This is a genomic window from Pectinatus frisingensis (genome assembly GCF_014076555.1).
In the GTDB taxonomy this organism is placed as follows: domain Bacteria; phylum Bacillota; class Negativicutes; order Selenomonadales; family Selenomonadaceae; genus Pectinatus; species Pectinatus frisingensis.
This window is the reverse complement of the sequence record NZ_CP045424.1, coordinates 1,305,088-1,329,159: the sequence shown is the minus strand read 5'-3', so window position 1 is coordinate 1,329,159 and position 24,072 is coordinate 1,305,088. Positions and strand designations below refer to the sequence as shown.

Sequence of the window (24,072 nt, the reverse complement as noted above, 5' to 3'; positions counted from 1 at the left end):
CTTCAAGCCCTGCGCATATGAACCTGCAGACCTATTTCATCTATTTGTTTTTGCTCTTCGGCAAGCATTTCATATTTATATTCATCAAATCGTTTCTGACGAAGCTGTTCCAGACTCTTTACGCGTTTTTGCTGACTTAGCAAAGCCCGAAAACAGTCTTGTTTCTTCTTGTCAGCCTGATGGACAGCCGTAATCTGGAGATCTATCTGGCTGCGTTTCCAAGTAAAAAAATTGTTATATATCTGCATTATACCAACATTGACTGTCTTTCCTTTTAACAATGTATTATATTCCTGCAGGTTGTCAGCCAGTTCCTGCTGCAAAAGCTGTTGGACAGACTTTTGTCTGATCAGGTTTTGAACAGCTGCTGCAAGCGCCACTTCAGTTTTTTCTCTTTCGATAATAGAAATTTTTAAAAAAGTCTCCAGCTGAAATACAAATTTTTTCACGTCAGCTTCCTCATCACTTTTTCTGATTATTGGCAGTTATTATTTTTATCAGGCGGGCAACTGTTTCATCATAGCCGGTTACCTCAAAAATATCCTGACAAAGGAATTTGTTTATCGCATCGATTTTTTCTATTGCCATATCTATATTAGGGTCAGAGCCATTGACATATGCTCCGATATGTATAAGATCAGCTGCATCATTATAAGTGGCAAGATAAGAACGCAACAGCTGGCCTGCTTTAAAATGTTCCTTGGATACTACATCGATCATTACACGGCTGACACTGCCCAATACATCAATGGCCGGAAAATGATTTTGCGCTGCAATTTTGCGGGATAATACAATATGCCCGTCTAAAATACTGCGGACAGCGTCAGCAATCGGTTCATTCATATCATCTCCATCCACTAAAACGGTATATATACCGGTAATGCTGCCTTCGGCACTTGTACCGGCCCGTTCTAACAGCCGCGGTAAAAGTGCAAATACCGATGGTGTATAACCGCGTGTTGCCGGTGGTTCTCCAACTGTCAGCCCTACTTCACGCTGTGCCATTGCAAAACGTGTAACAGAATCCATCATCAAAACAACTTTGTTGCCCTGATTGCGAAAATATTCGGCAATTGCCGTTGCAGTCATTGCACCTTTTATTCTCACAAGTGCCGGTTGATCTGATGTTGCCACCACTACAATGGATTTTTTCAGTCCGTCCTCGCCAAGATCCCGTTCGATGAATTCGCGAACCTCTCTGCCTCGTTCACCGATCAGGGCTATGACATTTATATCTGCTTCGGTATTGCGCGCAATCATACTCAGCAGTGTTGATTTACCGACGCCGCTGCCGGCCATTATACCGATGCGCTGTCCGGAACCAATCGTAATCAATCCGTCGATAGCCCGTACTCCAACATATAAGGAATCATGTATTCTCGGCCGTGATAAAGGCGGCGGAGGGGCTGCCTGCAGCGGATATTCTTCCATATCCGGCGGCAGCGGTCCTTTATTATCAATAGGAACCCCCAGCCCGTTCAATATGCGCCCCAGCAGTTCATTGCCGACCTTTGCCTTAAGAGTCTTTTGTGCGGCCAGCACTTCGCAGCCAGGGCCAATTCCCTGCATTTCCCCTATAGGCATCAATAATATATGTCCGCCGCGAAAACCGACCACCTCAGCCGGAATTGGTTTTGTCCGGGAAAATCTTGAACACACATAGCATAGTTCTCCCATACTGACATTAGGTCCGATGGATTCAATAACAAGACCTATTACCTGCGTGACTTTCCCTGTCATCTTTATCGGATCACAATCATGTATAGCCTTCTTAAATTCATCTATCGCCAGTTTCATGTTTGCCTAAAACTTCCTTTAAAGATTTCTTGATTTCATTCAGCTGTGACAGAAGCCTGGCATCGATACTCCCATCGGGTGTTTCTATCCAGCAGTCCCCATCTGACAAGCTTTCATCTGTTTTGATACTGAGCCGAACGTTGCCGCTGAGCATATTTTGCAGCTCTGATTTCGCTGCTGATGCAAATTCATAAGAATTAGCCGATACACGTATCTCTATTGTTGTTTGATTTTTCACTTTAGCCAATGCACTTTGCACAATCGGCAAAATAAGCTGCGGCATATCAGTGAATTGCTGCGGAATAATCTTCCCGGCTACTTCCATTACCAAATCAACCAAATCATTTTCTACAGTTCCAAAGTACTCCTGAACCTGCTGTTCAGCATTGCTTACAACCCTTATTGCTTTATCATCAGCCGTTTTTACCGTCTGCTGCGCCTGCACTTTAGAATCATCCAGCCCTTTTTGATATCCCTCATCATGTCCTGATTGTCGGGCTGTTTGTTTTATTTTTTCAACTTCATTATTGGCAGTCTGCAATTTTTCAGTACAATCAGCTTCTGCCTTTTGTAATATAGAATCACTTTTTTCCTGTGCATTTTTTACTATTAAATCAGCTTTTTTTTGCAAATCAGCTAAACTCGTCTGCTTATCAGCTATAGCATCAGTGAGCCGCTTTAATTCAGTCTGCAGCGTTGTTTTCTTTTGTCGCAATTTGTCAATATCTGTCTGTACATTGTCTGTAATATCAGGTTTTTCAGTGATGGCAGATTTGTCATTTACATCAACGACGTTATTGTCCGGTGATGCCGCCGCAATCAATTCAGATGTTTTGACTACATACGGTTCAGTTTTCATTACAGCAGATTTAATAACCTTATACAATCATTTCATCGCCCTTTCCGCGTGACACAACTATGTCACCCTTTTCTTCAAGCTTCCTGATTATATTAACAACTTTCTGTTGTGATTCTTCAACATCACGTATACGTACGGGACCCATATACTCAAGTTCTTCCTTGAGGGTAGTAGCGGCACGCTTGGACATGTTTTTATATATTTTGGCTGCCACTTCATCAGAGGTTCCCTTCATCGCTAATGACAAGTCCTTGGAATCGACTTCACGCAGCACCATTTGCAATGATCTGTCATCAAGCATGACAATATCTTCAAAGACAAACATAAGTCGTTTAATTTCTTCAGTGAGTTCCGGATTTTCAACTTCCAGATTATCCAGTATCGTCCGTTCTGTTCCACGATCAACACGGTTAAGCATTTCCACAACAACATGAATACCGCCGGCGGCTGTAAAGTCTTGCGAAGACATTGACGAAAGCTTTTTCTCCAGAACACGTTCTACCTCACGCAGCACATCAGGTGAAGTTCTGTCCATGACAGCGACACGCTGGGCAACATCTGCCTGACTTTCCGCCGGCAGTGCCGAAAGTACACTGGCCGCCTGATCGGGATTCAGATAAGCCAAAATCATTGCAATGGTTTGTGGATGTTCATTTTGTATAAAATTAAGCAATTGCGACGGGTCCGTTTTGCGCAGAAAATCAAATGGCCGAACCTGCAGGCTGGCTGTTAAACGATTAATGATAGTTGCTGCCTTATCAGAGCCAAGTGCTTTTTCCAGGATTTTCTGCGCATAGTCAAGGCCGCCATGCGAAATATATGATTTTGCCATTGCTATCTGGTAAAATTCACTGATAACTTCCTGTTTTTGTTCCTGTGTCACTTGCTGCTGACTGGCTATTTCTAATGTCAGTTTTTCAATATCATCATCATTGAGATGTTTAAATAGCTTAGCCGAATATTCCGGTCCTAATGCGATCAGCAAAACGGCCGCTTTTTGTTGTCCTGTCAATTCGTGTACACTGGGTTCATACATCTTTTTCCACCTACTATTGTATTTTACTCTTCAGCAAGCCATGTCCTAATCAATTCTGCTACTTGTTCCGGATTATCATCTATCAGTTTTTCGACAGTTTGCTTTTCAGTCATATGAGTCTGTTCTTCTTCTGAAATTTCTTCTTTCTCAGCCGGTACCGCATCTGCCTGTTGTGCAGCCAAACGCTGCTGTTCCATATCTGCCTGACGTTGCATTTCTTCCTCTGCCGCCTGTTCTTCGAGACGTTTTTTCCGTCTGTATAAATAATAAGCCAACCCCAGCAAAAGCAACGGTATGACAACAGCTGCAATCTCTAATAAAAGCATTCTGTTTGCCGCATCACGGGCTGCCTGTTCCTCACGGGCTTTCCGGTCAGAAATTTCTGTACTGAACGGAACCGGTTCAACAGAAACAGTGTCTCCCCGATCAGGGTCCACTCCTGCAGCTGATGCAACAGCTCTCGCTATAGCATCTTGTTGCTGACGGCTCATTTTATCACTTACTAAAACAGCTATATTAAGCCGTTTTATCGTACCTGGAGCTGCAATAGTTTTCTGGTTTTCTTCATTGATCTCATAATTTTTAGTTGCCTGCTGTTTGGAATACTGGGCATTGGTGTTGTTCGCAGCCACATATCCCGGCGTATTTGAAGTAATACCAGCCGGTCCACCCGGTGTAGTTGAGGTTCCGTTATATGATTCTTGTGATTCTTGTGAACTGCGTAATATTCCTGCATCATCGACGACCGGTGAAAAAGTCTGTTTATCGGTCTGTTTTTGGTCAAAATCTAATTCCACATTGAGCCGGGCAAACGCATTTCCTTCTCCTAAGGCATTATCCAGCAGCGTTTGCACTTCTGCCTGCATCTGCTGACGGACCTTTTGTGTCATTTTAATCTGAGTGAGTGTCACATTGCCAAGATTATTTTTATTGTCATCGTCCTGACTGTCGGGATCATTTAAAATTTTCCCGTCACTGTCGATAATTGTGACGTTTTCCGCCTGAAGTCCCTGTACACTGTGTGCTGTTAAATTTACGATTCCCTTTATCTCTTTTTTATTCAGTTCTTTATCCGGTTTCAGTTTCAGTAATATTGAAGCTGTGGCGGGTTTTTCATTTTTCTTATATAAGCTGTCTTCAGGAAGAACTATATGTACTCTGGCACTTTCAACGGCGTCAATCTGCTCAATTGTTCTGGTCAGTTCGCCCTGCAATGCCTGCAAATAATTAATCTTATTTTGGAAATCCGTGACGCCTAATTTACTGTCATCGAATATTTCAAAACCTTTAGTACCACGCGGCAAGCCCTGTGCTGCTAAATCCAAGCGCAGCTTATGAACGTCTTTAGCCGGGACTAAGATAGTAGTTCCCTTTTTATTTTCCTCTACTTTGTAGTCTACTTTTGATTCTTTGAGTTTTGCTGCAACTTCACCGGCGTCTTTCGTCTCCATATTAGTAAACAAAGGCTGCATGTCAGGTTTACTGGCATATAAGACACTGATGCCTATTACAGCAAAAAGCAGAAGCGCTCCGATACCGGCCAGAATGTATTTTTGCCGTTTAGTCATCTTTTGCCAAAATTGCAGATATCGTTCCTTCCAGCCTGCCATTATCTCAATCCCTTCACCAATTGATCATTTTAAACGATATTTAGTAGTAAATCATCATACCTGCATCCGCATTATTTCCTGATATGCTTCAACAGCTTTATTGCGAATGCTCATTGTTAAATTAAGCGCGATCTGAGCTTTTTCCGAGGCCATAACTACCTGTGATATATCGTTTACTTTTCCGGCAGCCAAATCCAAATCCATCTTTTCCGCATTTTTCTGCAATTCATTAGTTTCTTTTAAAGAATCAACTAAAAATTCACTAAAGGGTTTTTGCGCTTTTAATTCATCAGAAGTCTTTTCTTGTACATTGGCAATCTGACCAACAGCTTTCACCGGTGTCATCTGCAGCATTCCAACATCCATTACGAATCACCTCATTTATTTTCCAATATCCAGTGTTTTCATAGCCATGCTTTTAGCTGAATTAATCGCTGTAACATTGGCTTCATAGGCCCGTGAAGCAGTTATCATGTCTGTCATTTCTGCAACGATATTGACATTAGGCATCTGTACATAACCTTGTGCGTTAGCGTCAGGATTACCCGGATCGTACTTCAGTTTAAACGGAGTATCGTCTTCTTGTATTTTCACTGCGCGTACGCCATTTCCTGCGTTTCCATCAAGTTCACTGCTAAAAACATTATCAAAAGAATTTTGACCGGCATCACTGCGCGGCTCAAAAACAACATATTTACGGCGATATGCCGTTCCTTCTGCGGTTCTTGTCGTATTTACATTTGCAATATTATTACTGATTACATCCATACGCAGACGTTCTGCCGTCATTCCCGACGCCGATGTATCAATAGAGCCAAACATACTCAAGTCCATTCCTCCTTATTATCCTTTAATTACATTATTAAGATTAGTCACATTCATATTCATTTCTCGTGCCAAAGCATCATAATACAGCGTATTTTTTGCCAAAGCAGCCATTTCAATATCCGGATCAACATTGTTGCCGTCAGTACGCATTGTAGTGGATGTATCATTTCTTATGACCGGTCCGGTAAAACCTGCAGTACTGTCATCATTCGATATATGTCCGGGATTAGTCACAGCCAATTGTAAATTACCACTGTCCTGCTTCGGGTAAAGTTCCTTTGCCAGTATACTTTCAAAAACAAGTTCCTTTCTCTTAAAATTTGGCGTGTTTACATTAGCTATATTGTTACTGATGACCTGCTGCCGCATATTAGCCGCCTGCATTGCCATCTCTAAAACATTGATTGCCGGTGTATTAACTACATTATCAAACATTATAGTGTCCCTCTTTTATAAAAATAATTCTTTTAATTGTAATATCAAAATACAATCAAAGCCTTATATAATTATATACAATTATTATAATTTCTCTATATATAAAAATTATCCTTTTATTTTTTAACAATCAATTTCATTTTTACATCAATAATACCTGGTTAGTTTTACGGTAAACCGTATATACAATCCGGAAAACTTATGTAATTAACTTTACTTTATATTATATATAAAATAAGTCTAAAATTTCAATATATATTATACCGAAACTTTAGACTTATAAAAATTAGTGTAGAGCGCTAAACGCTCATCTTTTCAGCTTCTGAACCTCATCGAGCAAATGTTCGTTCAATACCCGTATGTATGTTCCCTTCATTCCCAGTGACTTCGACTCGATCAAGCCAGCCGATTCAAATTTGCGTAGTGCGTTGACTATCACTGAGCGAGTTATTCCCACACGATCGGCAATTTTCGAAGCTACCAGCAGTCCCTCCATGCCGTTCAGCTCACCTAAAATATTGACAGCAGCCTCTTGTTCGGAAAATGACAATGTTGACAAGGCAATTTTTACTGTGGCCTGCTTTCTCATGTCCTCTTCCATCTTTTCCGTGTGATCATGGATTATCTCCATTCCCACCACCGTAGCACCATATTCTGCCAATAACAGGTCATCGTCAGTAAACTCATCGTCAAACTTTGCAATGATCAATGTTCCCTTGCGTTCTCCAATACCGTATATCGGAACAATAGTGGTATTTTTCCCATCAAACAGACATTTTGTTTTTTCAGTGAATGCACACATGCCGCTTTTGGACTTAATATTTGCTGATGTTTCATCCATTTTTAACAGCCAATTTACATAGTGTTTAGGAAATTGACCCTGACTTACTACTTTATCAAGCATAATATCACATTCAAAGTCATCTATAAAAGCATAACCATAAATTTTTCCAGTTGTAGAAACTATATATACGTTTGCATTAAGGACATTACTTAAAACGCACGAAATACCATCATATTCTACATTATCTGATTTTTGCAATAAACGATTGATTTTTCTTGTTTTTTCTAATAGTGTTGGCATTATTAAATCCCTTTCTTTCGTAATTGTATTACTTTTTTATTGTAGCATATATGACTATAAAAATACAGTTTTTTTTCAATTTTATAAATTAATATATTTTTCAACTAAATTATACATAATTCATCATTCAATATCCATCTGGTTTTAGGAACTTTAGGTGAATTTAATATAATACAGAAAAAATAATTTAAATTTCAGATAAAATATATAAATTTCATCTGAAATTTAAATTCTCCCATCGTAAATCACAAAATAAATCTGCTCAAATCACGATTTGCAATTATATTACCCAGTTTGTCATCAATATAAGCTTTATCTATATTTACTGTTCCAGCAGCCATTTCGGGTGCGTCAAAAGAAAGATCTTCCAATAGTTTTTCCATAATTGTATGCAGCCGGCGTGCTCCGATATTTTCTGTCTGAGCATTAACATCACAGGCAATTTTAGCTAAATGATCAATGGCCTCATCGGTAAAATGAATATCAATACCCTCAGTTTTCAGCAAAGCTGCATATTGTTTTATCAATGCATTGGCCGGTTCGGTCAATATTCTTTTAAAGTCTTCGTGTGTCAAAGAAGTTAGTTCTACTCTTATAGGAAACCTGCCCTGCAGCTCAGGAATCAGGTCAGACGGTTTCGCCATATGAAAAGCACCGGCAGCTATAAATAAAACATGTTCTGTTTTTACCGGACCGTATTTAGTAACCACAGTTGAACCTTCCACTATTGGTAAAATGTCTCTTTGTACCCCTTCGCGTGAAACATCAGGTCCGGCCGTCGCACCCTTTACAGCAATCTTATCTATTTCGTCGAGGAATATTATACCGTCATTTTCAGCGTTTTTCACGCCCTCTTTAGCCACTTCCTCCATATCAACAAGTTTTTGTGCTTCTTCCTGCTCAAATATTTTACGTGCAGTTTCAATGGTCACTTTAGTTTTTTTGCGCTTTTTCGGAAACATGCTGCCCAGCATATCCTGCAGATTATTGGTTATATCTTCCATCCCCGCACCGGCCAGCATGCCAATCATCGGCGTACGGGTATCTTCCGTGTCTATTTCGACTAAATTTTTTTCCAGTTCACCGGCCAGCAAGCGTTTGCGACAAAATTCGCGGCCTGCTCCATACTTAGGCTTTTCTTCCTTTGTTGTCTGGCTTGCTTCACTTTCATCATTATCGGCTGTAAATATAGCCCCGATAGGGTTAACAGAATTAACTTTCTGCTGTGGTACCAATAAATCCAAAATTCGTTCTTCAGCCATCTTTTTAGCCTTATCAACGACTGCTGCCATTTCTCTTTGCTTAACCATTCTGACAGCCACTTCAACCAAGTCACGTACCATTGATTCAACGTCTCTGCCAACATAGCCGACTTCAGTAAACTTAGTAGCTTCCACTTTAATAAAAGGTGCATTAACCAATTTTGCCAGCCGGCGGGCTATCTCTGTTTTCCCGACACCGGTAGCCCCAATCATCAAAATATTCTTAGGTATAACTTCATCCTTCATCACTGCCGGCAGGCGGTGTGCCCGCCATCTGTTGCGCAGGGCAACGGCCACAGCACGTTTGGCATTATTTTGCCCGACTATATATTTATCCAGTTCATCTACTATCTGACGAGGTGTTTGCTCACTCAAGATAAAATCCTCCTACTTTAATTCTTCAACTATTATATTATGATTTGTATATACACAAATATCTGCAGCTATAGATAACGCTTCCCTGACAATTTGCGCTGCCGGCATTTCCGTGTGTTCCAGCATCGCCCGGGCTGCTGACAAAGCATAAAATCCACCTGAACCAATAGCAGCAACAGCGCCATCCGGTTCAATAACCTCACCATTACCCGATAAAAGCAGCATTGTATCTTTGTCAGCCACCAATAATAATGCTTCCAGCTTTCTAAGCACCCGATCGGTGCGCCATTCCTTAGCTAACTCTACAGCAGCACGTGTCAGACTGCCATTATATTCTTCCAGCTTGGCTTCAAATTTTTCAAATAGAGTAAACGCATCAGCCACTGACCCTGCAAAACCGGCTAATACTTTATCATGATAAATGCGTCGTACCTTACGTGCATTTCCTTTCATTATCGTATTTTGCCCAAAAGTAACCTGTCCGTCACCGGCAATGGCTACAGTTCCATTTTTACGTACTGCCACAATAGTTGTAGCTTTAAACATTTATTTCACTCCTATCACAAATAGTCTGTTTGAACATATTCATGCTGCTTAATGCCCGCTGAGCTATCATTTGTTTTTTTACTTTTTTATCGCGAATTTTTTCGGAAAGATGCGGCATAAGGCCAAAATTAATATTCATCGGCTGAAAATGTTTCACCGGTGCTGTTGTTATATATTTGCAAAGTGCCCCGTGAGCTGTTTCTTCAGGAAAAATCACAGGGGAGCGGTTCGCTGCTAAAAAAGCCGCATTTATTCCGGCAATCAATCCTGATGAAGCCGACTCAACATAACCTTCAACTCCGGTCATCTGTCCGGCAAACAAAATATTGCCGCATTTCTTCATCTGCAAAGTTGCCTGCAATACCACCGGTGAGTTTATGAAAGTATTTCTGTGCATAACGCCGTATCTGGCAAATTCGGCATTTTGCAAGCCGGGTATCAGTGAAAATACTTTTTTTTGCTCCGGCCATTTAAGATGTGTTTGAAACCCCACCATGTTATACAAACTATCGGCACTGTTATCCTGCCGCAACTGCACAACAGCATAAGGTTTTTGCCCCGTTTTAGGATTTTCCAGTCCAACCGGTTTTAAAGGTCCGAATAATAAAGTATCGATTCCCCGCTCAGCCATCACTTCGACCGGCATACATCCTTCAAAAAAAATCTCTTTTTCAAATTTTTTGATTGGTGTTTTTTCTGCACTGACTAATTCTTGCCAAAAAGTTTTGTATTCTTGTTCGTTCATCGGACAATTGATATAATCAGCTGTTCCCTTACCATAACGTGAAGCTCGGTAAGCTTTTTTCATATTGATTGATTCCCTGGTTATCAACGGTGCAGCCGCATCATAAAAGTAAAAATAATCTTCACCTGTCAACCTGGCTGTATCTTGTGCCAATCCATCTGCCGTCAGCGGACCGGAAGCCACAATTACTATTGTATCATCATCCCGGGGAATAGTCGAAATTTCTGCATTAATTATATCAATATTAGGATGTTCTTTTATTTTTTCCGTTATATAGCGGGAAAAGCCATGTCTATCAACTGCCAGTGCCCCCCCTGCCGGTACACAATTGCTGTCGGCGGATGCCATTATCAGTGAATCCATGCACCGCATTTCTTCTTTCAATACACCCACCGCATTTTCAAGTCCTGCAGCACGCAGTGAATTACTGCAAACCAATTCGGCAAATTCGGCAGTTTTATGGGCCGGTGTAAATTTTTGCGGGCGCATCTCATAAAGAGTTACCTTTAACCCTCTTTTGGCAATCTGCCATACAGCTTCACTGCCGGCTAATCCTGCTCCAATAACAATTATTTTTTTTTGCTGCATAGCTGAATCGCTCCGTTTATATATTATTATACATATCTCAAGCCTTTTTTACAGACTTATCCGCCGATTTTACCTTCATTTTTTTTATTTCTTCATTGATTGGATGATCTTTGCGTGTTTTGCAGTTTTCATTGCCGCAGTACAGCACTACTCTGCCATTTTTATAACGGTGCTGAAACATATTGGTTCCACATTCATCACAGACTTTATCAGCTAACGGTGCATCCCAGCTCACAAAATCACATTTCGGATAGTTTTCGCAGCCGTAAAAAATTCTGCCGCGCTTAGTGTGACGCTCAACGACACGTCCACCGCATTTAGGGCATTTGGCTCCAGTATCCTTTAAAATTGGCTTTGTATTACGACATTCCGGAAATCCTGGGCAAGCCAGAAATTTACTGAAACGGCCTTGTTTGACAACCATAAGTCTTCCGCATTTTTCACAACGTACATCAGAAACTTCTTCCGGTATATCAACATGTCCGATTTCTTCTTCCGCTTTTTCCAGAGTGGTTGCGAATGGACTATAAAATTCTGCTAATAAATTATTTTTATCCATCATACCGTCAGCAATTTTATCGAGGCTGTTTTCTAACTCAGCGGTAAATTTGGCATCAACAATATTTTTAAAATACTGCTCGAGCATGTCAAGAACAATAAACCCCAGTTCAGTAGGTTCAAATTTTTTATCGCGTCTGACAACATAACCTCGCCCCAGAATTGTTTCGATTATCGGTGCGTAGGTACTAGGCCGTCCGATACCTTTTTCCTCCAGAGTTTTTACTATTGAGGCATCATTATAACGCGGTGGTGGTTCAGTAAAATGTTGTTCAGGTAATACTTTTTGCAGTTTCATGACGTCACCGGCAAATACTTCCGGTAAAATAATATCCTTTTCCTTCTTTTTATCTGCATCGTCATATACAGCAGTAAATCCGGCAAATTTTAATACAGAACCGGCTGTTTTAGCTGTATAAATACCACCTTTGATTATAATTCCCATTGTGTCATAAACAGCTGCTGTCATTTGGCTGGCCAAAAAGCGCTGCCAAATAAGCCGATATAATTTAAATTGTTCTTTCGATAAAAATCCTTCTATCAGCGGCGGTGTCAACGTTATATCAGTCGGACGCACGGCTTCATGAGCATCTTGAGCATCTTTTTTGGCAGTATACACAGGTGGTTTTCCAGGCATATAAGCAGTACCAAATTTTTCCGTTATATAGTTTCTCGCTTCATTTTGCGCCAATTCAGCTATACGTGTAGAGTCGGTACGCATATAAGTAATTAAACCGACCGGACCTTTTTTCCCGACATTTACTCCTTCATATAACTGCTGAGCAATCATCATTGTACGCCGCGAAGTAAATCCCAATTTTCTTGCAGCATCCTGTTGCAGGGAACTGGTGGTAAAAGGAGCCGGTGGTTTTCGACGACGTTCACTTTTTTTCACTTCTTCAACTGCAAACTGTTGGTGCTGTAAATCTTTTTTGATCCGTGCGGCACTTTCTTCCGATGTCACAGCAATTTTCTTGCCGTCAACCATTGCCAGTTCCGTAGCAAGTGTGCACTTTCTTGCCTCACACTTAAAATTGAGATCAATAGTCCAGTATTCTTCAGGGATAAAAGCACGGATTTCCCGCTCTCGATCGCAAATTATTTTAACGGTGACAGATTGCACACGCCCGGCACTCAATCCTTTTTTTATTTTGCGCCAGAGCAGCGGACTAAGTTTGTAACCGACAATTCTATCCAGCATACGTCTGGCCTGCTGGGCATCTACTAGGTTAAGATTGATCGTCCGCGGTGCCTTCACTGCTTCATTGATTGCCGGTTTGGTTATTTCATTAAATACAATGCGGCATTTTTCCTTGTCATCAATTCCCAATAAATACGCCAAATGCCATGCAATAGCCTCTCCTTCACGGTCCGGGTCAGATGCGAGATAAATTTTTTCAGCGTTTTTAGCTTCTTTTTTCAAAGATTTTATTAAATCACCCTTACCTCTTATATTTATATATTTGGGGGCAAAATCATTTTCTATGTCAATTCCAAACTGACTTTTTGGCAAATCCCGTAAATGCCCCATGGAGGCCAGTACTTCATATTTTCTATGTCCCAGATATTTTTCTATAGTCTTGGCCTTAGCAGGTGATTCAACTATCACCAACGTTTTTTTGGAAGCAGTTTTCTTTTTTTTAGGTTTTGCTTTTAATGTTTTTTTGGATTCTTCTAACTTTTTTTCCACTAAATTCTCCCCTTAGCTGAACGTACATACATTCCCGGTGACGCTTCATCAATAATTTTTTTAAGTTTCATCTGCAATAACACAAAACTTATATTAGTAACGTTAGCACGCAGCTTGTAAATTATCTCATCGATGCTGATTGCCTGATCATATGACAAAAGATTATAAATTTTAGCTTCACCATCTGTCATGGAAGGCATTTGTTCCTTTGATACAGCAACATTCCTCACTGCATCATATTCCTCATAAATATCTTGTGCACAAGTAATCAATTTAGCCCCCTGCTGAATCAGATGATTGCAGCCACGGCTTTGCTCAGAATAAATACTACCTGGTACGGCAAAAACATCACGGCCTTCACTCAACGCCATTTCAGCTGTGATCAGCGATCCGCTGCGCTCTGCAGCTTCTATTACAACCGTCCCAATTGACAGTCCACTTATTATCCGGTTACGTGCCGGAAAAAATGCTGCCAATGGCTGTGTTTTCGGTGCGTACTCAGAAATAATCGTACCTTTTTCAGCAATTTCATCCAAAAGCCTTTTATTCTCACGCGGATATACCATATCTACACCACATCCGAGCACAGCAATTGTCTGTCCTTTAGTCAAGGCACCGCAATGGGCAAAAGTATCTATACCATGTGCCGCACCACTGACAACAGCATATCCTTGCTTTGCTAAATCGGCCGCAATGGTATAGGCAATACTTTTGCCATATACTGAAAATTTTCGTGCTCCCACCACGGCCAGACATTTATCAGTGATCGAATTTCCACGGCAAAACAGTACTGCCGGCGGATTATAAATATTAGTCAGCAGTTTTGGATAATCATCTTCCAGAATACTTATCAGCCTTATTCCTCTTTTATCCCAGTCAGACGCTGCAGTATCAACATCAAACTGTTGTCGTTGCCTGAATAATCTCCTAGATAATTTTTCTGACAAGCATTTACTTGCTGTTATTTCATCTTCAGATGCATCCCAGATATTTTTTGCACAGCCGAAGCAGGCAAGCAATCGTCTGATATTTGTAATTCCCATACCTGATACCATTTGTAATGCAGCCAAATAATATTTTTCCATATAGTTCCACCTATAGTAAACTTTGAAAATTAAATAAACTTCTTATGATTATAGTTAAGTTTTTTCCTGCCGTCAATAACAATTTGGCTTTCAATAAGCTAAAAATCCTACATCCACAAGAAAAACCAGCAGAAAAATCTGATTAAAAATTGATTTTTTTACTGGTTTCTTTCATTAATATATATAATAAATTATTGAGACAATTTTTCTTTTAAGAGCTTATTCACCATAGCCGGATTGGCTTTTCCCCGGCTGGCCTTCATTACCTGTCCCACTAAAAAACCAATTGACTTTGTATTTCCGCCCTTATAATCCGCCACTGGTTTAGGGTTGCCCAGTAACACTTCATCAACTATTTTTTCAATGGCATCAGTGTCAGTTATCTGTACAAGACCTTTTTCTTTTACTATTAATTCAGGATCATTATCGGACTGCCACATTTCATCAAAAACTTTTTTTGCTATTTTAGATGAAATAGTATTATTTTGAATAAGCTTAATCATTTTTGCCAGATTTTTAGCTGACACAGGTGATTCCGCAATAGTCTTACCGGCAGCATTAAGATTTTTAGCCAGATCGCCCATAATCCAATTGGCAGCAAGCTTTGCATCCACATTTTGTTTGATAACTGCATCAAAGTACTCTGCCATTTCCCGTGAATTAGTAATAACTCCCGCATCATATGATGAAAGGCCGCAATCATCTATCAAGCGGTCTCGGCGGGCATCCGGCAATTCCGGTAATGTCTTCTTTATCGCAGCAATTTGTTCATCCGTTGTAATTATTGGTACCAGATCCGGTTCCGGCATATAACGATAATCCTGGGCTTTTTCTTTAGTGCGCATGGATAATGTGATTCCCTTGTTATCATCCCAGGTCCGTGTTTCCTGTATGACATGACCACCGTCTTCGAGTATTTCTTCCTGGCGTTCGATCTCATATTCGAGGGCATTTTCAACCATTCTAAAAGAATTAAGATTCTTCATTTCAGCTTTTGTCCCCAGCGTTTCGCTGCCTGTCGGCCGCAAGGAAACATTTACATCAGCACGAAGATTTCCTTCTTCCATTTTGCAATTGGATACATCAATATACTCTAATATTGATTTTACTTTTTCCATATATGCACGGGCTTCTTCCGCTGTGCGCATATCCGGTTCGGAAACGATTTCAATCAAGGGTACACCAGTACGGTTATAATCAACATTAGAGCTGGCAGAATCTTTAATAGTATCACCGGCATGGACGAGCTTACCGGCATCCTCTTCCATATGAATACGTGTTATTCTGATGCGTTTCGTAGTATCATTCACTTCAATATCAACATAACCATGTTCCGCAATAGGTAAATCAAATTGTGATGTCTGGAAATTTTTGGGCAGATCAGGATAATAATAATTTTTCCTGTCGAATTTACTGAATTTATTTATTGTGCAATTAAGTGCCAGCCCCGCTTTCAAGGCAAATTCAACTACTTTCTTGTTAACTACCGGCAACACGCCGGGCAGGCCGAGACATACAGGACAAACGTGCGTATTTTGTTCAGCGCCAAAAGTAGTAGCACAGCCGCAGAAAATCTTGGTTTTTGTTTTAAGTTCGCTATGTATTTCCAGACCGATTACTGCTTCATATGACATTATTCAATCACTCCCGCAAACATTTTATGAAAATCCTTGCTTTGCTCGTAAGTAAAAGCTGTTTTTATTATTGTTTCTTCCGCCAACGGTTTGCCAATTATCTGCATCCCGATCGGCAGGCCGGCTTTACTAAAGCCACACGGCAGTGATATTCCCGGCAGCCCTGCTAAATTCAGGGGAACTGTACAGGCATCCTGCAAATACATTTGTAACGGATCATTGATTATCGAACCGATTTTAAAAGCAGGTGTCGGTGCCGTAGGTGCCAAAATAACATCAACTTTTTCAAAAGCTTTGTCATAATCTTCTTTGACTAATGTACGTAGTTTCAATGCTTTTAAATAATAAGCATCGTAATATCCGGCACTCAGCGCATAGTTACCAATCATTATACGGCGTTTTACTTCATTGCCAAATTTCTCCGTACGGGTATTGGTCATCATTGCCACAATATCCTCTCCTGACACACGGCTGCCATAACTTACACCATCATAACGAGACAAATTAGTTGCAGCTTCCGCTGACGCCACAAGATAATAAGCTGCAATGGCATATTTAGTGTATGGCAGTGAAATCTCAACAATCTGGGCACCCATTGCTTTAAAATCAGCAACAGCAGCATGAATCGCTCTTATTACTTCTTCATCCATACCATCGACAAAATATTCAGCGGGCAAGCCTATCTTTAAGCCTCTTACATCTTTAATCAACGCCTTAGTATAATCCGGAACGGGTTCATTTATTGAAGTCGAATCCATGGAATCATAACCGGCAATAACATTGAGTATATTGGCACAATCCGTTACATCACGCGTCAGTGGACCGACTTGGTCAAGTGATGATGCATAGGCAACAAGGCCGTAACGTGATACCCTGCCATAAGTCGGCTTCAATCCTACTATACCGCAAAAAGACGCCGGCTGACGAATTGAACCACCCGTATCTGAACCAATTGCCCATGCGGCTAAACCACCGGCTACTGCGGCAGCTGATCCTCCGCTGGATCCTCCGGGAACGCAATCCGTATCATATGGATTATGTGTAGGGAAAAAAGCTGAATTTTCTGTTGATCCTCCCATAGCAAATTCATCCATATTGGTCTTTCCCAAAATCACCGCGTCCATATGATTAATTTTTTCCATGACAGCAGCATTATACGGAGGAATGAAATTTTCCAACATCTTTGAAGCACAGGTAGTTTTCACCCCCAAAGTGCATATATTATCCTTTATCGCCCCTGGTAAACCTGTCAAAAAGCTGACTGATTCACCAGATGATATTTTTTCGTCGGCTGATTTAGCCATATTTAAAGCTTTCTCAGCAGTTGTAGTTATGTATGAATGTATATCAGCATCAGTTTGCTCAATACGATTTAAAAAAGCCCTTGTAAGTTCTGTTGAAGTTATTTCCCTTTTTACCAGCATATCATGCAGAGTATGTGCCGGCTGTTTATATAATTCCACTTAAATCCTCCTCATGCTGTAATAAATCATTCAATGATCCGCGGTACTTTGAAATAGCCATCTTCTTGTTCCGGAGCATTAGCTAATGCTGCCTCTCTACTCAATGACGATTTTACTATATCTTCACGAAAAACATTCTGCAATGGCAGTACATGTGCTGTCGGTTTTATATTCTCGGTATTCACCTGTTGCAAAACATCTACATATTCCAAAAAATTACTAAATTCTTCAATATATTTATCCATCTTATTATCGGCAATATTTAAACGAGACAGCATTGCCACATTTTCAACAGTCTGTTTTGTTATTTTCATTATTTTCACCATCCTGTTCTTATTTTGCAGATACTGTTAATTATAGCATAGAATAATGCGTGCAGATACTAATCCCGCATTATTATTTATTGATGAGTTCTGTAAACTCAGTTTCATTCAACACAGTGACATTTAGCTGCTGTGCCTTAAATAATTTACTGCCGGCATTTTCGCCGGCTACCACATAATCGGTTTTACCAGATACTGAACCGGATACTTTGCCACCCAATTGAATTATTTTATCGGCAGCTGATGTTCTGCTCATTGACAACGTCCCCGTTAATACAAATGTCTTACCAGTAATACTGCTTGCCGCCTGTCCTTTTTCCCGTTCGGTCATATTGACACCGGCAGATCGCAGTTTATCGAGCATTTGTCTTGTCTTAGCACTGCGGAAAAATCTGTATAATGACTCAGCACTTATATTGCCAATATCTTTCACTGTTTCAATTTCTTCGACAGAAGCATCAGCCAATCTGTCGATTGAATGAAAATAATCCAATAAAGATTGTGCCGCAGCCTTGCCAATATTGGGGATTCCCATGCCGGCCAGCAGACGCCATGGTTCATTGATACGACTTGCCTCAATTCTTTCCAACAATTTATCAGTATTTTTTTCCTTACCAATTATCCCCTTTTCAATAAGCTCCCTGCGATATTGTTTTAAATAATAGATATCAGCTATGTCAACTATATATTTTGACGCAATCAATGATTTAATATATTTTTCACCGAATCCTTTAATATCCATTGCACCGCGACCAACAAAATTAATTATTCGACCGTCTAACTGGGCGGGACAATTTATGTTAGTGCATTTTATATCGGCCGTATTTTCCTCACGTATAGCTAAAGCGCCACAAACCGGACATTTGTCACCTATTACAAATTTGGGCAAATCTGCCTGACGTTTTTCTTTTTCAACACACCTTATTTTAGGAATAATTTCTCCCGATTTGTATACCCTGATGATATCCCCAATACGTATGTCAAGACTATCAATAAAGTCTTGGTTATGCAAAGTAGCCCGTTCCACTGTCGTACCACACAACTGAATTGGCTCAAAGACCGCTGTGGGTGTGATGCGCCCCGTCCGTCCCACCGATAAATTTATCGCCAGCAATTTTGTTTCTCTTTCTTCCGGTGGATATTTATAAGCGACAGCCCAGCGCGGTACTTTGGCCGTATTTCCCAATGCCTGTCTTTGTTCCAAGTTATCGACCTTAACTACAGCGCCATCTATATCATAAGGCAGTTTCCCTCTTCTGGCCCCAATTTCAGTTATTGCCTGCCATACTTCTTCTTTCGTTGTACAGATTATATAATCATGTACAATTGGTAGTCCCTGCTGTTTAAAATACTCTAAACTGGCTGCATGACTTAGAAATTTGCGGCCTTCTATTTTTTGCAAATTAAACAAAAAAATCGCCAATTGACGTCTTTTTACGATGCGACTATCCAATTGACGCAACGTTCCCGCCGCACAATTACGCGGATTGGCAAAAATTTTCTTTCCCTGTTCCGCCTGTGCTTTATTAACGGCATCAAAAGCTTTCCTCGGCATATAAACCTCACCACGCACTTCGAGATACGGCAGTTTATCGGCAAGTTCCCTTTTTATTCCGGTAAGGTTAAGTGCATTGGCAGTGACATCTTCTCCTTCTACAATGCCGTCACCGCGCGTGACAGCCATTTTCAATACACCGTCATAATAACGCAGTGCCAACGATAATCCATCAATTTTCTCCTCAACGGTAAATCGGCAAGCAGTCAATTCTGACTGCATTGATTCAACAAAAGCATCTATCTCTGTCTTCGAAAAAACATCCTGTAGACTTAGCATCGGTACATCGTGCTTTATTAACACACCAGCTATGCGTTTAGCTGTACCGCCTACCTTCTGCGTTGGAGAATCCGGCGTTACTAATTCCGGATATTGCTTTTCCAATGCCTTTAGCTTTAACATCAATTGATCATATTCGTAATCAGTTATCTCCGGGGCGTCATCATTATAATATAAATTATTGTGATAATTTATTTCTATGCGCAATTTTTCGATTTGCTGTTTTGCACTGTCTGCCATTTTACTCTCTCCATATTACGGTATAGATATAATCTATACTTTTTCTAAAGGGGCATATTTTTGCATTAATTTTTTTATTCCCATATTGGGAAAAGCAATTGTCAATTCAGTTTCTTCTCCGTGTCCTTTGACCGCGACAACAGTTCCAATTCCCCACTTACTATGTTTAGCCTTATCTCCGCTCCGCCATTTTATTCCCATATCAGGACGGACGCCTGTCTTTACCGCCCCTTTATTTTGCGCATCGTGTCTTACATAATCTTTAATGCTTCTTATTCGTTCATTATTAATCTTCGGTACACTGAACGGATGTAAAGTTATTTTGGAATGTTCGGTTTCCACATATTCTGATGGAATTTCCTGTAAAAACCGCGATGGTGGATACATCACAGTACGTCCATATATAGTACGGCTTTTTGCATTTGTCAGATATAACTTTCGTTGTGCCCTGGTTATTCCAACGTAACAAGTACGCCGTTCTTCTTCAATTTCAGCTTCATTCATCAATGTACGGGAATGCGGGAACAGCCCTTCTTCCATACCGGCCATAAATACAACAGGGAATTCCAGTCCTTTTGCCGCATGCAATGTCATTAATGTAACTTTATCATCAGTAAAATCGGCATTGTCGATATCAGCTACCAATGAAACTGAATTTAAGAAATTTTCCAAGGTGGGATTATCTTCATTTTCTTTTTCAAAATTTTTTGCTACTGTAAGTAGTTCTTTTAGATTTTCAATCCGTGTTTCATTTTCTACCTTTTTATCGGCTTCCAGCTCCATCATATAACCCGACTCATCCATAACCCGTTGAATAAATTCATGAACAGACTGCTCTGTCTGTGCCGTCATCATCTTAAAAATAAATTGTACAAATTCTGATAAGGCTCCCCGCGCTTTAGCCGTCAAGCCTGGGATTTCATCAGTGCTTGAAACAGCATCAAATATGCTTATATTTCCTGCCGCAGCAAACTCACTCAGTTTATTTATAGTCGTTGCTCCCAGACCTCTTTTGGGTACATTGATGATGCGCAGCAGACTTACCGCATCAGCAGGATTAAAAATCACCTTTAAATAAGCCAGTATGTCCTTAATTTCTTTTCTGTCGTAAAATTTCAACCCACCCACCATAGTATATGGTATTCCTGCACGCATGAGTCCTTCTTCAAATGAACGCGATTGGGCATTGGTACGGTAAAGCACTGCAATATCATTATAGGAAATATTAAACAAAGTATTCTGTTTAACAATATTATCTGCAATATAACGAGCTTCATCGCGTTCATTAAACGCTTCATATAATGATATTTTATCGCCTTGCGGATTTTCTGTCCAAAGTTTCTTTGGCTTACGGTTCAAATTATTTTCAATTACGGCATTTGCTGCCGCCAAAATATTTTGGGTAGAACGATAATTTTGCTCTAATTTAATCACTGATGCTTCCGGATAATCTTTTTCAAAATCCATTATATTTCTTATATCGGCACCACGCCAGCCATATATGGATTGGTCGGCATCACCGACCACACAGATATTGTGGTGCTTTGCGGCCAACAGTTTAGTCAGTTGGTATTGAGCGCCATTCGTATCTTGATATTCGTCGACCAGTATATAATGAAACCGATCCTGATACTTTTCCCGGACAGATTTACTTTGCGACAAAAGTTCCACTGAAATCATCAATAAATCATCAAAATCCAAAGCATTATTATCAACTAAATGCTTCTGATATGCCGTATATATTTCGGCCGTTTTTTGTTCAAAAAAATCTCCTGCCTGTTTGGCAAATGCATCTGGTGTCAGCATTATATTCTTGGCATTGGATATCGCCGACTGAATATTATATGGTGGATATTGCTTTTCATCAAGATTCAAGTCTTTGAGACAATTTTTTATTAACGTATGAGAATCAGCAGTGTCGTATATCGTAAAATTTTTTTTGTATCTGCTAATGTTATCAATTTCATAACGCAACAGCCGCGCGCAAAAAGAATGAAATGTACTCAGCCAGACATTTTTAGCAGCTGTTCCTATCATGTTATCAGCGCGGTCGCGCATTTCCGTGGCGGCTTTGTTAGTAAAGGTTATTGCCAGGATATTGTAAGGTGAAATTCCCTGCTGCAATAAATACGCTATTTTACAAGTCAATACCCGCGTCTTGCCTGAACCTGCTCCTGCCATTATGAGCAATGGTCCGTCAACGTGTTCTACCGCTTTTTTTTGGGCAGGATTAAGTCTGTCAAATATATCCAAAGTGTCCTCCGTTTTTGTTTACTCAGTTAGTATGCAAAAGCTGCTGTATTATTGATAACACAGCAGCTTTATTACTTTAATAGATCAATTGGCCGTATATTTTTTAGCCGCCTCCGTGAGCTGCGGTATTATCTGTTTCTTACGTGACATTACACCCGGCAGATAAAGGATGTTATCAGCTGCTGTTTTTTTAAACGCTTCACCAATAAGTGTTTTAGGCTCACCAACAAATAAAAGTGATGTTGCCTCTTCTAAAATATCTGTGATCATTACCAGACACATGTCATATTTTTCCCTGCTGCATACTTCCCTCATATTTTCCAGCAGCTCGTCTTTTCTCTTCAATACATCACTGCTGTCCATCACAGAAGTCTGACTCACAATAACTTTACGGTCACCAATTTGGAATTCCTTCATGTCATTTTTTACTATTTCCATGGCTGACATATTGCCTACATCAGATCCGGCTTTCAACAGTTCCATGCCATATGTATTTATTTCTACCCCGGCTATCCGGGCCAAGCTGTCAGCAATCTCCCTATCATGTGATGTGCAGGTAGGCGATTTGAACAATACTGTATCCGATATTATTGCCGACAGCATAAGTCCCGCTATCTTGGGCGGAATTGCCACATTATGCTGAAAGTATAAATCAGCCACAATCGTATTAGTGCATCCCACCCGATCCTGACGGGTAAATATCGGTTCACCTGTCTGCAGACCACCTAGACGATGATGATCTATTATTTCCAGGATACGTGCCTCTTCTATCCCTTCCACTGCCTGCGTCCGTTCATTATGATCGACCAGAATGAGCCGTGTCCTTTCCGGTACCATCAGCTTATCGCTGCTTATCATGCCGACAACTTTGCTATTTTCTACTACCGGATAACTGCGAAATTTTTTCTTTTCCATTATCCCTTTTATATCACTCAGCATATCCGTCGGTTTAAAAGAAGCGACATCTTTTTGCATAATACGTGACACCGGTACACATTGGTTAATAAGCCTGGCTCCTGTGTAAGTATCATAAGGCGTTACCAGTATCATCGTTTTATGATTTTGTGCTTCCTCGATTATTTCCGTGGGTATATGCCCATTACCAGTGACAATAAGACAGGCAATTTCTCTTTCCAGGCAGGCCCGTAACGTTGGTGAAACCCGATCGCCGACTAATACAACATCATTTTTCTGAATAATCGATTCGATCATCCGCAAGCTGCCGGCTGCTATCCGAACATCCCCATTGACTAATTTGTCCTCATCTCCGTCAACTATAACATCTCCGTCAATGACAGACAAAATATCGCGAACTGTTATTTTGGTATTGGAAAAACTCTGCATACCCAAATCATCAAAATAACGTTTAGCCAAATCACTTACTGTTACAATACCGGCTAAATCACGTTCATTCCTCACTACCGGTATTGATTTCAATCCCGTTTCACGCATTACTTTGCCCAATTTACGCAGATTATCATGCTCACCGAGCATAGTGTGACATTGCTCCATTATATCACTAACCCGCGGGTAAACATCAACCAACAGCTGCGGACTGTCCGTCCCAAAATAATTCAAAGCAAACTGCGTTTCTTTATTAACTTTACCAGCGCGAGCGGCAACTACTTCTTCCCCTAAAGATTTTTTCAAATTTGCATAACTGATAGCCGCACAAATCGAATCAGTGTCCGGGTTTCTATGACCTATAACATATATCGGTTTTTTTTCACGCATAAAATCTTAACCTCCAAAATATTTTAAATCATGATAAAAACTTTTCCGCCTGCGGCAAATTAATTTTTAAATATACCAGCAAAAAATACTATC

20 protein-coding genes are annotated in these 24,072 nt (G+C 40.4%); all 20 read right to left on the bottom strand.

Features of this window, described 5'->3' with window-relative positions; all coding sequences use genetic code 11:
• Positions 1–2: 2 nt before the first annotated feature.
• Positions 3–449, bottom strand: coding sequence for a flagellar export protein FliJ (locus F8M42_RS06170; RefSeq protein WP_182188461.1), 447 nt, complete (start codon positions 447–449; stop codon positions 3–5).
• 13 nt (positions 450–462) lie between these two features.
• Positions 463–1,797, bottom strand: a complete 1,335-nt coding sequence (fliI, locus tag F8M42_RS06165) for a flagellar protein export ATPase FliI (protein ID WP_182188460.1) — start codon at positions 1,795–1,797, stop codon at positions 463–465.
• Positions 1,778–2,683 carry a FliH/SctL family protein gene (locus tag F8M42_RS06160; protein WP_182188459.1) on the bottom strand — a complete coding sequence of 302 codons (906 nt, stop codon included), beginning with the start codon at positions 2,681–2,683 and terminating at the stop codon, positions 1,778–1,780. The genes fliI and F8M42_RS06160 overlap by 20 nt, the downstream gene beginning before the upstream one ends.
• Positions 2,676–3,692, bottom strand: a complete 1,017-nt coding sequence (gene fliG / locus F8M42_RS06155) for a flagellar motor switch protein FliG (RefSeq protein WP_182188458.1) — start codon at positions 3,690–3,692, stop codon at positions 2,676–2,678. Before fliG ends, F8M42_RS06160 begins: the two co-directional genes overlap by 8 nt.
• 23 nt (positions 3,693–3,715) lie before the next feature.
• Positions 3,716–5,302 (bottom strand): flagellar basal-body MS-ring/collar protein FliF, encoded by a 1,587-nt coding sequence (gene fliF, locus F8M42_RS06150; protein WP_182188457.1) that lies wholly within the window; start codon positions 5,300–5,302, stop codon positions 3,716–3,718.
• Positions 5,303–5,356: 54 nt separating this feature from the next.
• Entirely contained in the window at positions 5,357–5,668 is a 312-nt protein-coding gene (gene fliE, locus F8M42_RS06145; RefSeq protein ID WP_182188456.1) for a flagellar hook-basal body complex protein FliE, read from the bottom strand.
• Positions 5,669–5,683: 15 nt separating this feature from the next.
• Positions 5,684–6,130, bottom strand: coding sequence for a flagellar basal body rod protein FlgC (flgC, locus tag F8M42_RS06140; RefSeq protein WP_182188455.1), 447 nt, complete (start codon positions 6,128–6,130; stop codon positions 5,684–5,686).
• A gap of 15 nt (positions 6,131–6,145) precedes the next feature.
• On the bottom strand, positions 6,146–6,565 hold the full coding sequence (gene flgB / locus F8M42_RS06135) for a flagellar basal body rod protein FlgB (RefSeq protein WP_182188454.1): 420 nt from the start codon (positions 6,563–6,565) through the stop codon (positions 6,146–6,148).
• 307 nt (positions 6,566–6,872) lie between these two features.
• The gene (gene codY / locus F8M42_RS06130) at positions 6,873–7,649 is read right to left on the bottom strand and encodes a GTP-sensing pleiotropic transcriptional regulator CodY (protein ID WP_182188453.1); all 777 of its coding nucleotides are present in this window, start codon (positions 7,647–7,649) and stop codon (positions 6,873–6,875) included.
• Between the two features lie 245 nt (positions 7,650–7,894).
• Complete coding sequence (hslU, locus tag F8M42_RS06125) at positions 7,895–9,286, bottom strand: ATP-dependent protease ATPase subunit HslU (protein WP_182188452.1); 1,392 nt, start codon at positions 9,284–9,286, stop codon at positions 7,895–7,897.
• A gap of 12 nt (positions 9,287–9,298) precedes the next feature.
• Positions 9,299–9,832, bottom strand: coding sequence for an ATP-dependent protease subunit HslV (hslV, locus tag F8M42_RS06120; protein WP_182188451.1), 534 nt, complete (start codon positions 9,830–9,832; stop codon positions 9,299–9,301).
• On the bottom strand, positions 9,825–11,165 hold the full coding sequence (trmFO, locus tag F8M42_RS06115; RefSeq protein WP_182188450.1) for a methylenetetrahydrofolate--tRNA-(uracil(54)-C(5))-methyltransferase (FADH(2)-oxidizing) TrmFO: 1,341 nt from the start codon (positions 11,163–11,165) through the stop codon (positions 9,825–9,827). Before trmFO ends, hslV begins: the two co-directional genes overlap by 8 nt.
• A 37-nt stretch (positions 11,166–11,202) precedes the next feature.
• A complete protein-coding gene (topA, locus tag F8M42_RS06110) occupies positions 11,203–13,413 on the bottom strand; it encodes a type I DNA topoisomerase (RefSeq protein WP_182188449.1) in 2,211 nt (736 codons plus the stop codon).
• Positions 13,413–14,498, bottom strand: a complete 1,086-nt coding sequence (gene dprA, locus F8M42_RS06105; RefSeq protein ID WP_182188448.1) for a DNA-processing protein DprA — start codon at positions 14,496–14,498, stop codon at positions 13,413–13,415. The genes topA and dprA overlap by 1 nt, the downstream gene beginning before the upstream one ends.
• 191 nt (positions 14,499–14,689) lie before the next feature.
• Positions 14,690–16,132, bottom strand: coding sequence for an Asp-tRNA(Asn)/Glu-tRNA(Gln) amidotransferase subunit GatB (gene gatB / locus F8M42_RS06100; RefSeq protein ID WP_182188447.1), 1,443 nt, complete (start codon positions 16,130–16,132; stop codon positions 14,690–14,692).
• Positions 16,132–17,595 (bottom strand): Asp-tRNA(Asn)/Glu-tRNA(Gln) amidotransferase subunit GatA, encoded by a 1,464-nt coding sequence (gatA, locus tag F8M42_RS06095; protein ID WP_182188446.1) that lies wholly within the window; start codon positions 17,593–17,595, stop codon positions 16,132–16,134. The genes gatB and gatA overlap by 1 nt, the downstream gene beginning before the upstream one ends.
• Positions 17,596–17,621: 26 nt before the next feature.
• Entirely contained in the window at positions 17,622–17,909 is a 288-nt protein-coding gene (gene gatC, locus F8M42_RS06090) for an Asp-tRNA(Asn)/Glu-tRNA(Gln) amidotransferase subunit GatC (protein WP_182188445.1), read from the bottom strand.
• Between the two features lie 82 nt (positions 17,910–17,991).
• On the bottom strand, positions 17,992–19,992 hold the full coding sequence (gene ligA, locus F8M42_RS06085) for an NAD-dependent DNA ligase LigA (RefSeq protein WP_182188444.1): 2,001 nt from the start codon (positions 19,990–19,992) through the stop codon (positions 17,992–17,994).
• 33 nt (positions 19,993–20,025) lie between these two features.
• Positions 20,026–22,245, bottom strand: a complete 2,220-nt coding sequence (gene pcrA, locus F8M42_RS06080) for a DNA helicase PcrA (protein WP_182188443.1) — start codon at positions 22,243–22,245, stop codon at positions 20,026–20,028.
• Between the two features lie 84 nt (positions 22,246–22,329).
• Complete coding sequence (locus tag F8M42_RS06075; RefSeq protein WP_182188442.1) at positions 22,330–23,979, bottom strand: putative manganese-dependent inorganic diphosphatase; 1,650 nt, start codon at positions 23,977–23,979, stop codon at positions 22,330–22,332.
• Between the last annotated feature and the right edge of the window lie 93 nt (positions 23,980–24,072).

Bases quoted from the DNA above. Each gene is read 5' to 3' on its own strand.
- fliI (WP_182188460.1), bottom strand. From the start codon at position 1,797: ATGAAACTGGCGATAGATGAATTTAAGAAGGCTATACATGATTGTGAT.
- fliG (WP_182188458.1), bottom strand. From the start codon at position 3,692: ATGTATGAACCCAGTGTACACGAATTGACAGGACAACAAAAAGCGGCC.
- fliF (WP_182188457.1), bottom strand. From the start codon at position 5,302: ATGGCAGGCTGGAAGGAACGATATCTGCAATTTTGGCAAAAGATGACT.
- fliE (WP_182188456.1), bottom strand. From the start codon at position 5,668: ATGGATGTTGGAATGCTGCAGATGACACCGGTGAAAGCTGTTGGTCAG.
- flgB (WP_182188454.1), bottom strand. From the start codon at position 6,565: ATGTTTGATAATGTAGTTAATACACCGGCAATCAATGTTTTAGAGATG.
- codY (WP_182188453.1), bottom strand. From the start codon at position 7,649: ATGCCAACACTATTAGAAAAAACAAGAAAAATCAATCGTTTATTGCAA.
- hslV (WP_182188451.1), bottom strand. From the start codon at position 9,832: ATGTTTAAAGCTACAACTATTGTGGCAGTACGTAAAAATGGAACTGTA.
- trmFO (WP_182188450.1), bottom strand. From the start codon at position 11,165: ATGCAGCAAAAAAAAATAATTGTTATTGGAGCAGGATTAGCCGGCAGT.
- dprA (WP_182188448.1), bottom strand. From the start codon at position 14,498: ATGGAAAAATATTATTTGGCTGCATTACAAATGGTATCAGGTATGGGA.
- gatB (WP_182188447.1), bottom strand. From the start codon at position 16,132: ATGTCATATGAAGCAGTAATCGGTCTGGAAATACATAGCGAACTTAAA.
- gatC (WP_182188445.1), bottom strand. From the start codon at position 17,909: ATGAAAATAACAAAACAGACTGTTGAAAATGTGGCAATGCTGTCTCGT.
- ligA (WP_182188444.1), bottom strand. From the start codon at position 19,992: ATGGCAGACAGTGCAAAACAGCAAATCGAAAAATTGCGCATAGAAATA.
- F8M42_RS06075 (WP_182188442.1), bottom strand. From the start codon at position 23,979: ATGCGTGAAAAAAAACCGATATATGTTATAGGTCATAGAAACCCGGAC.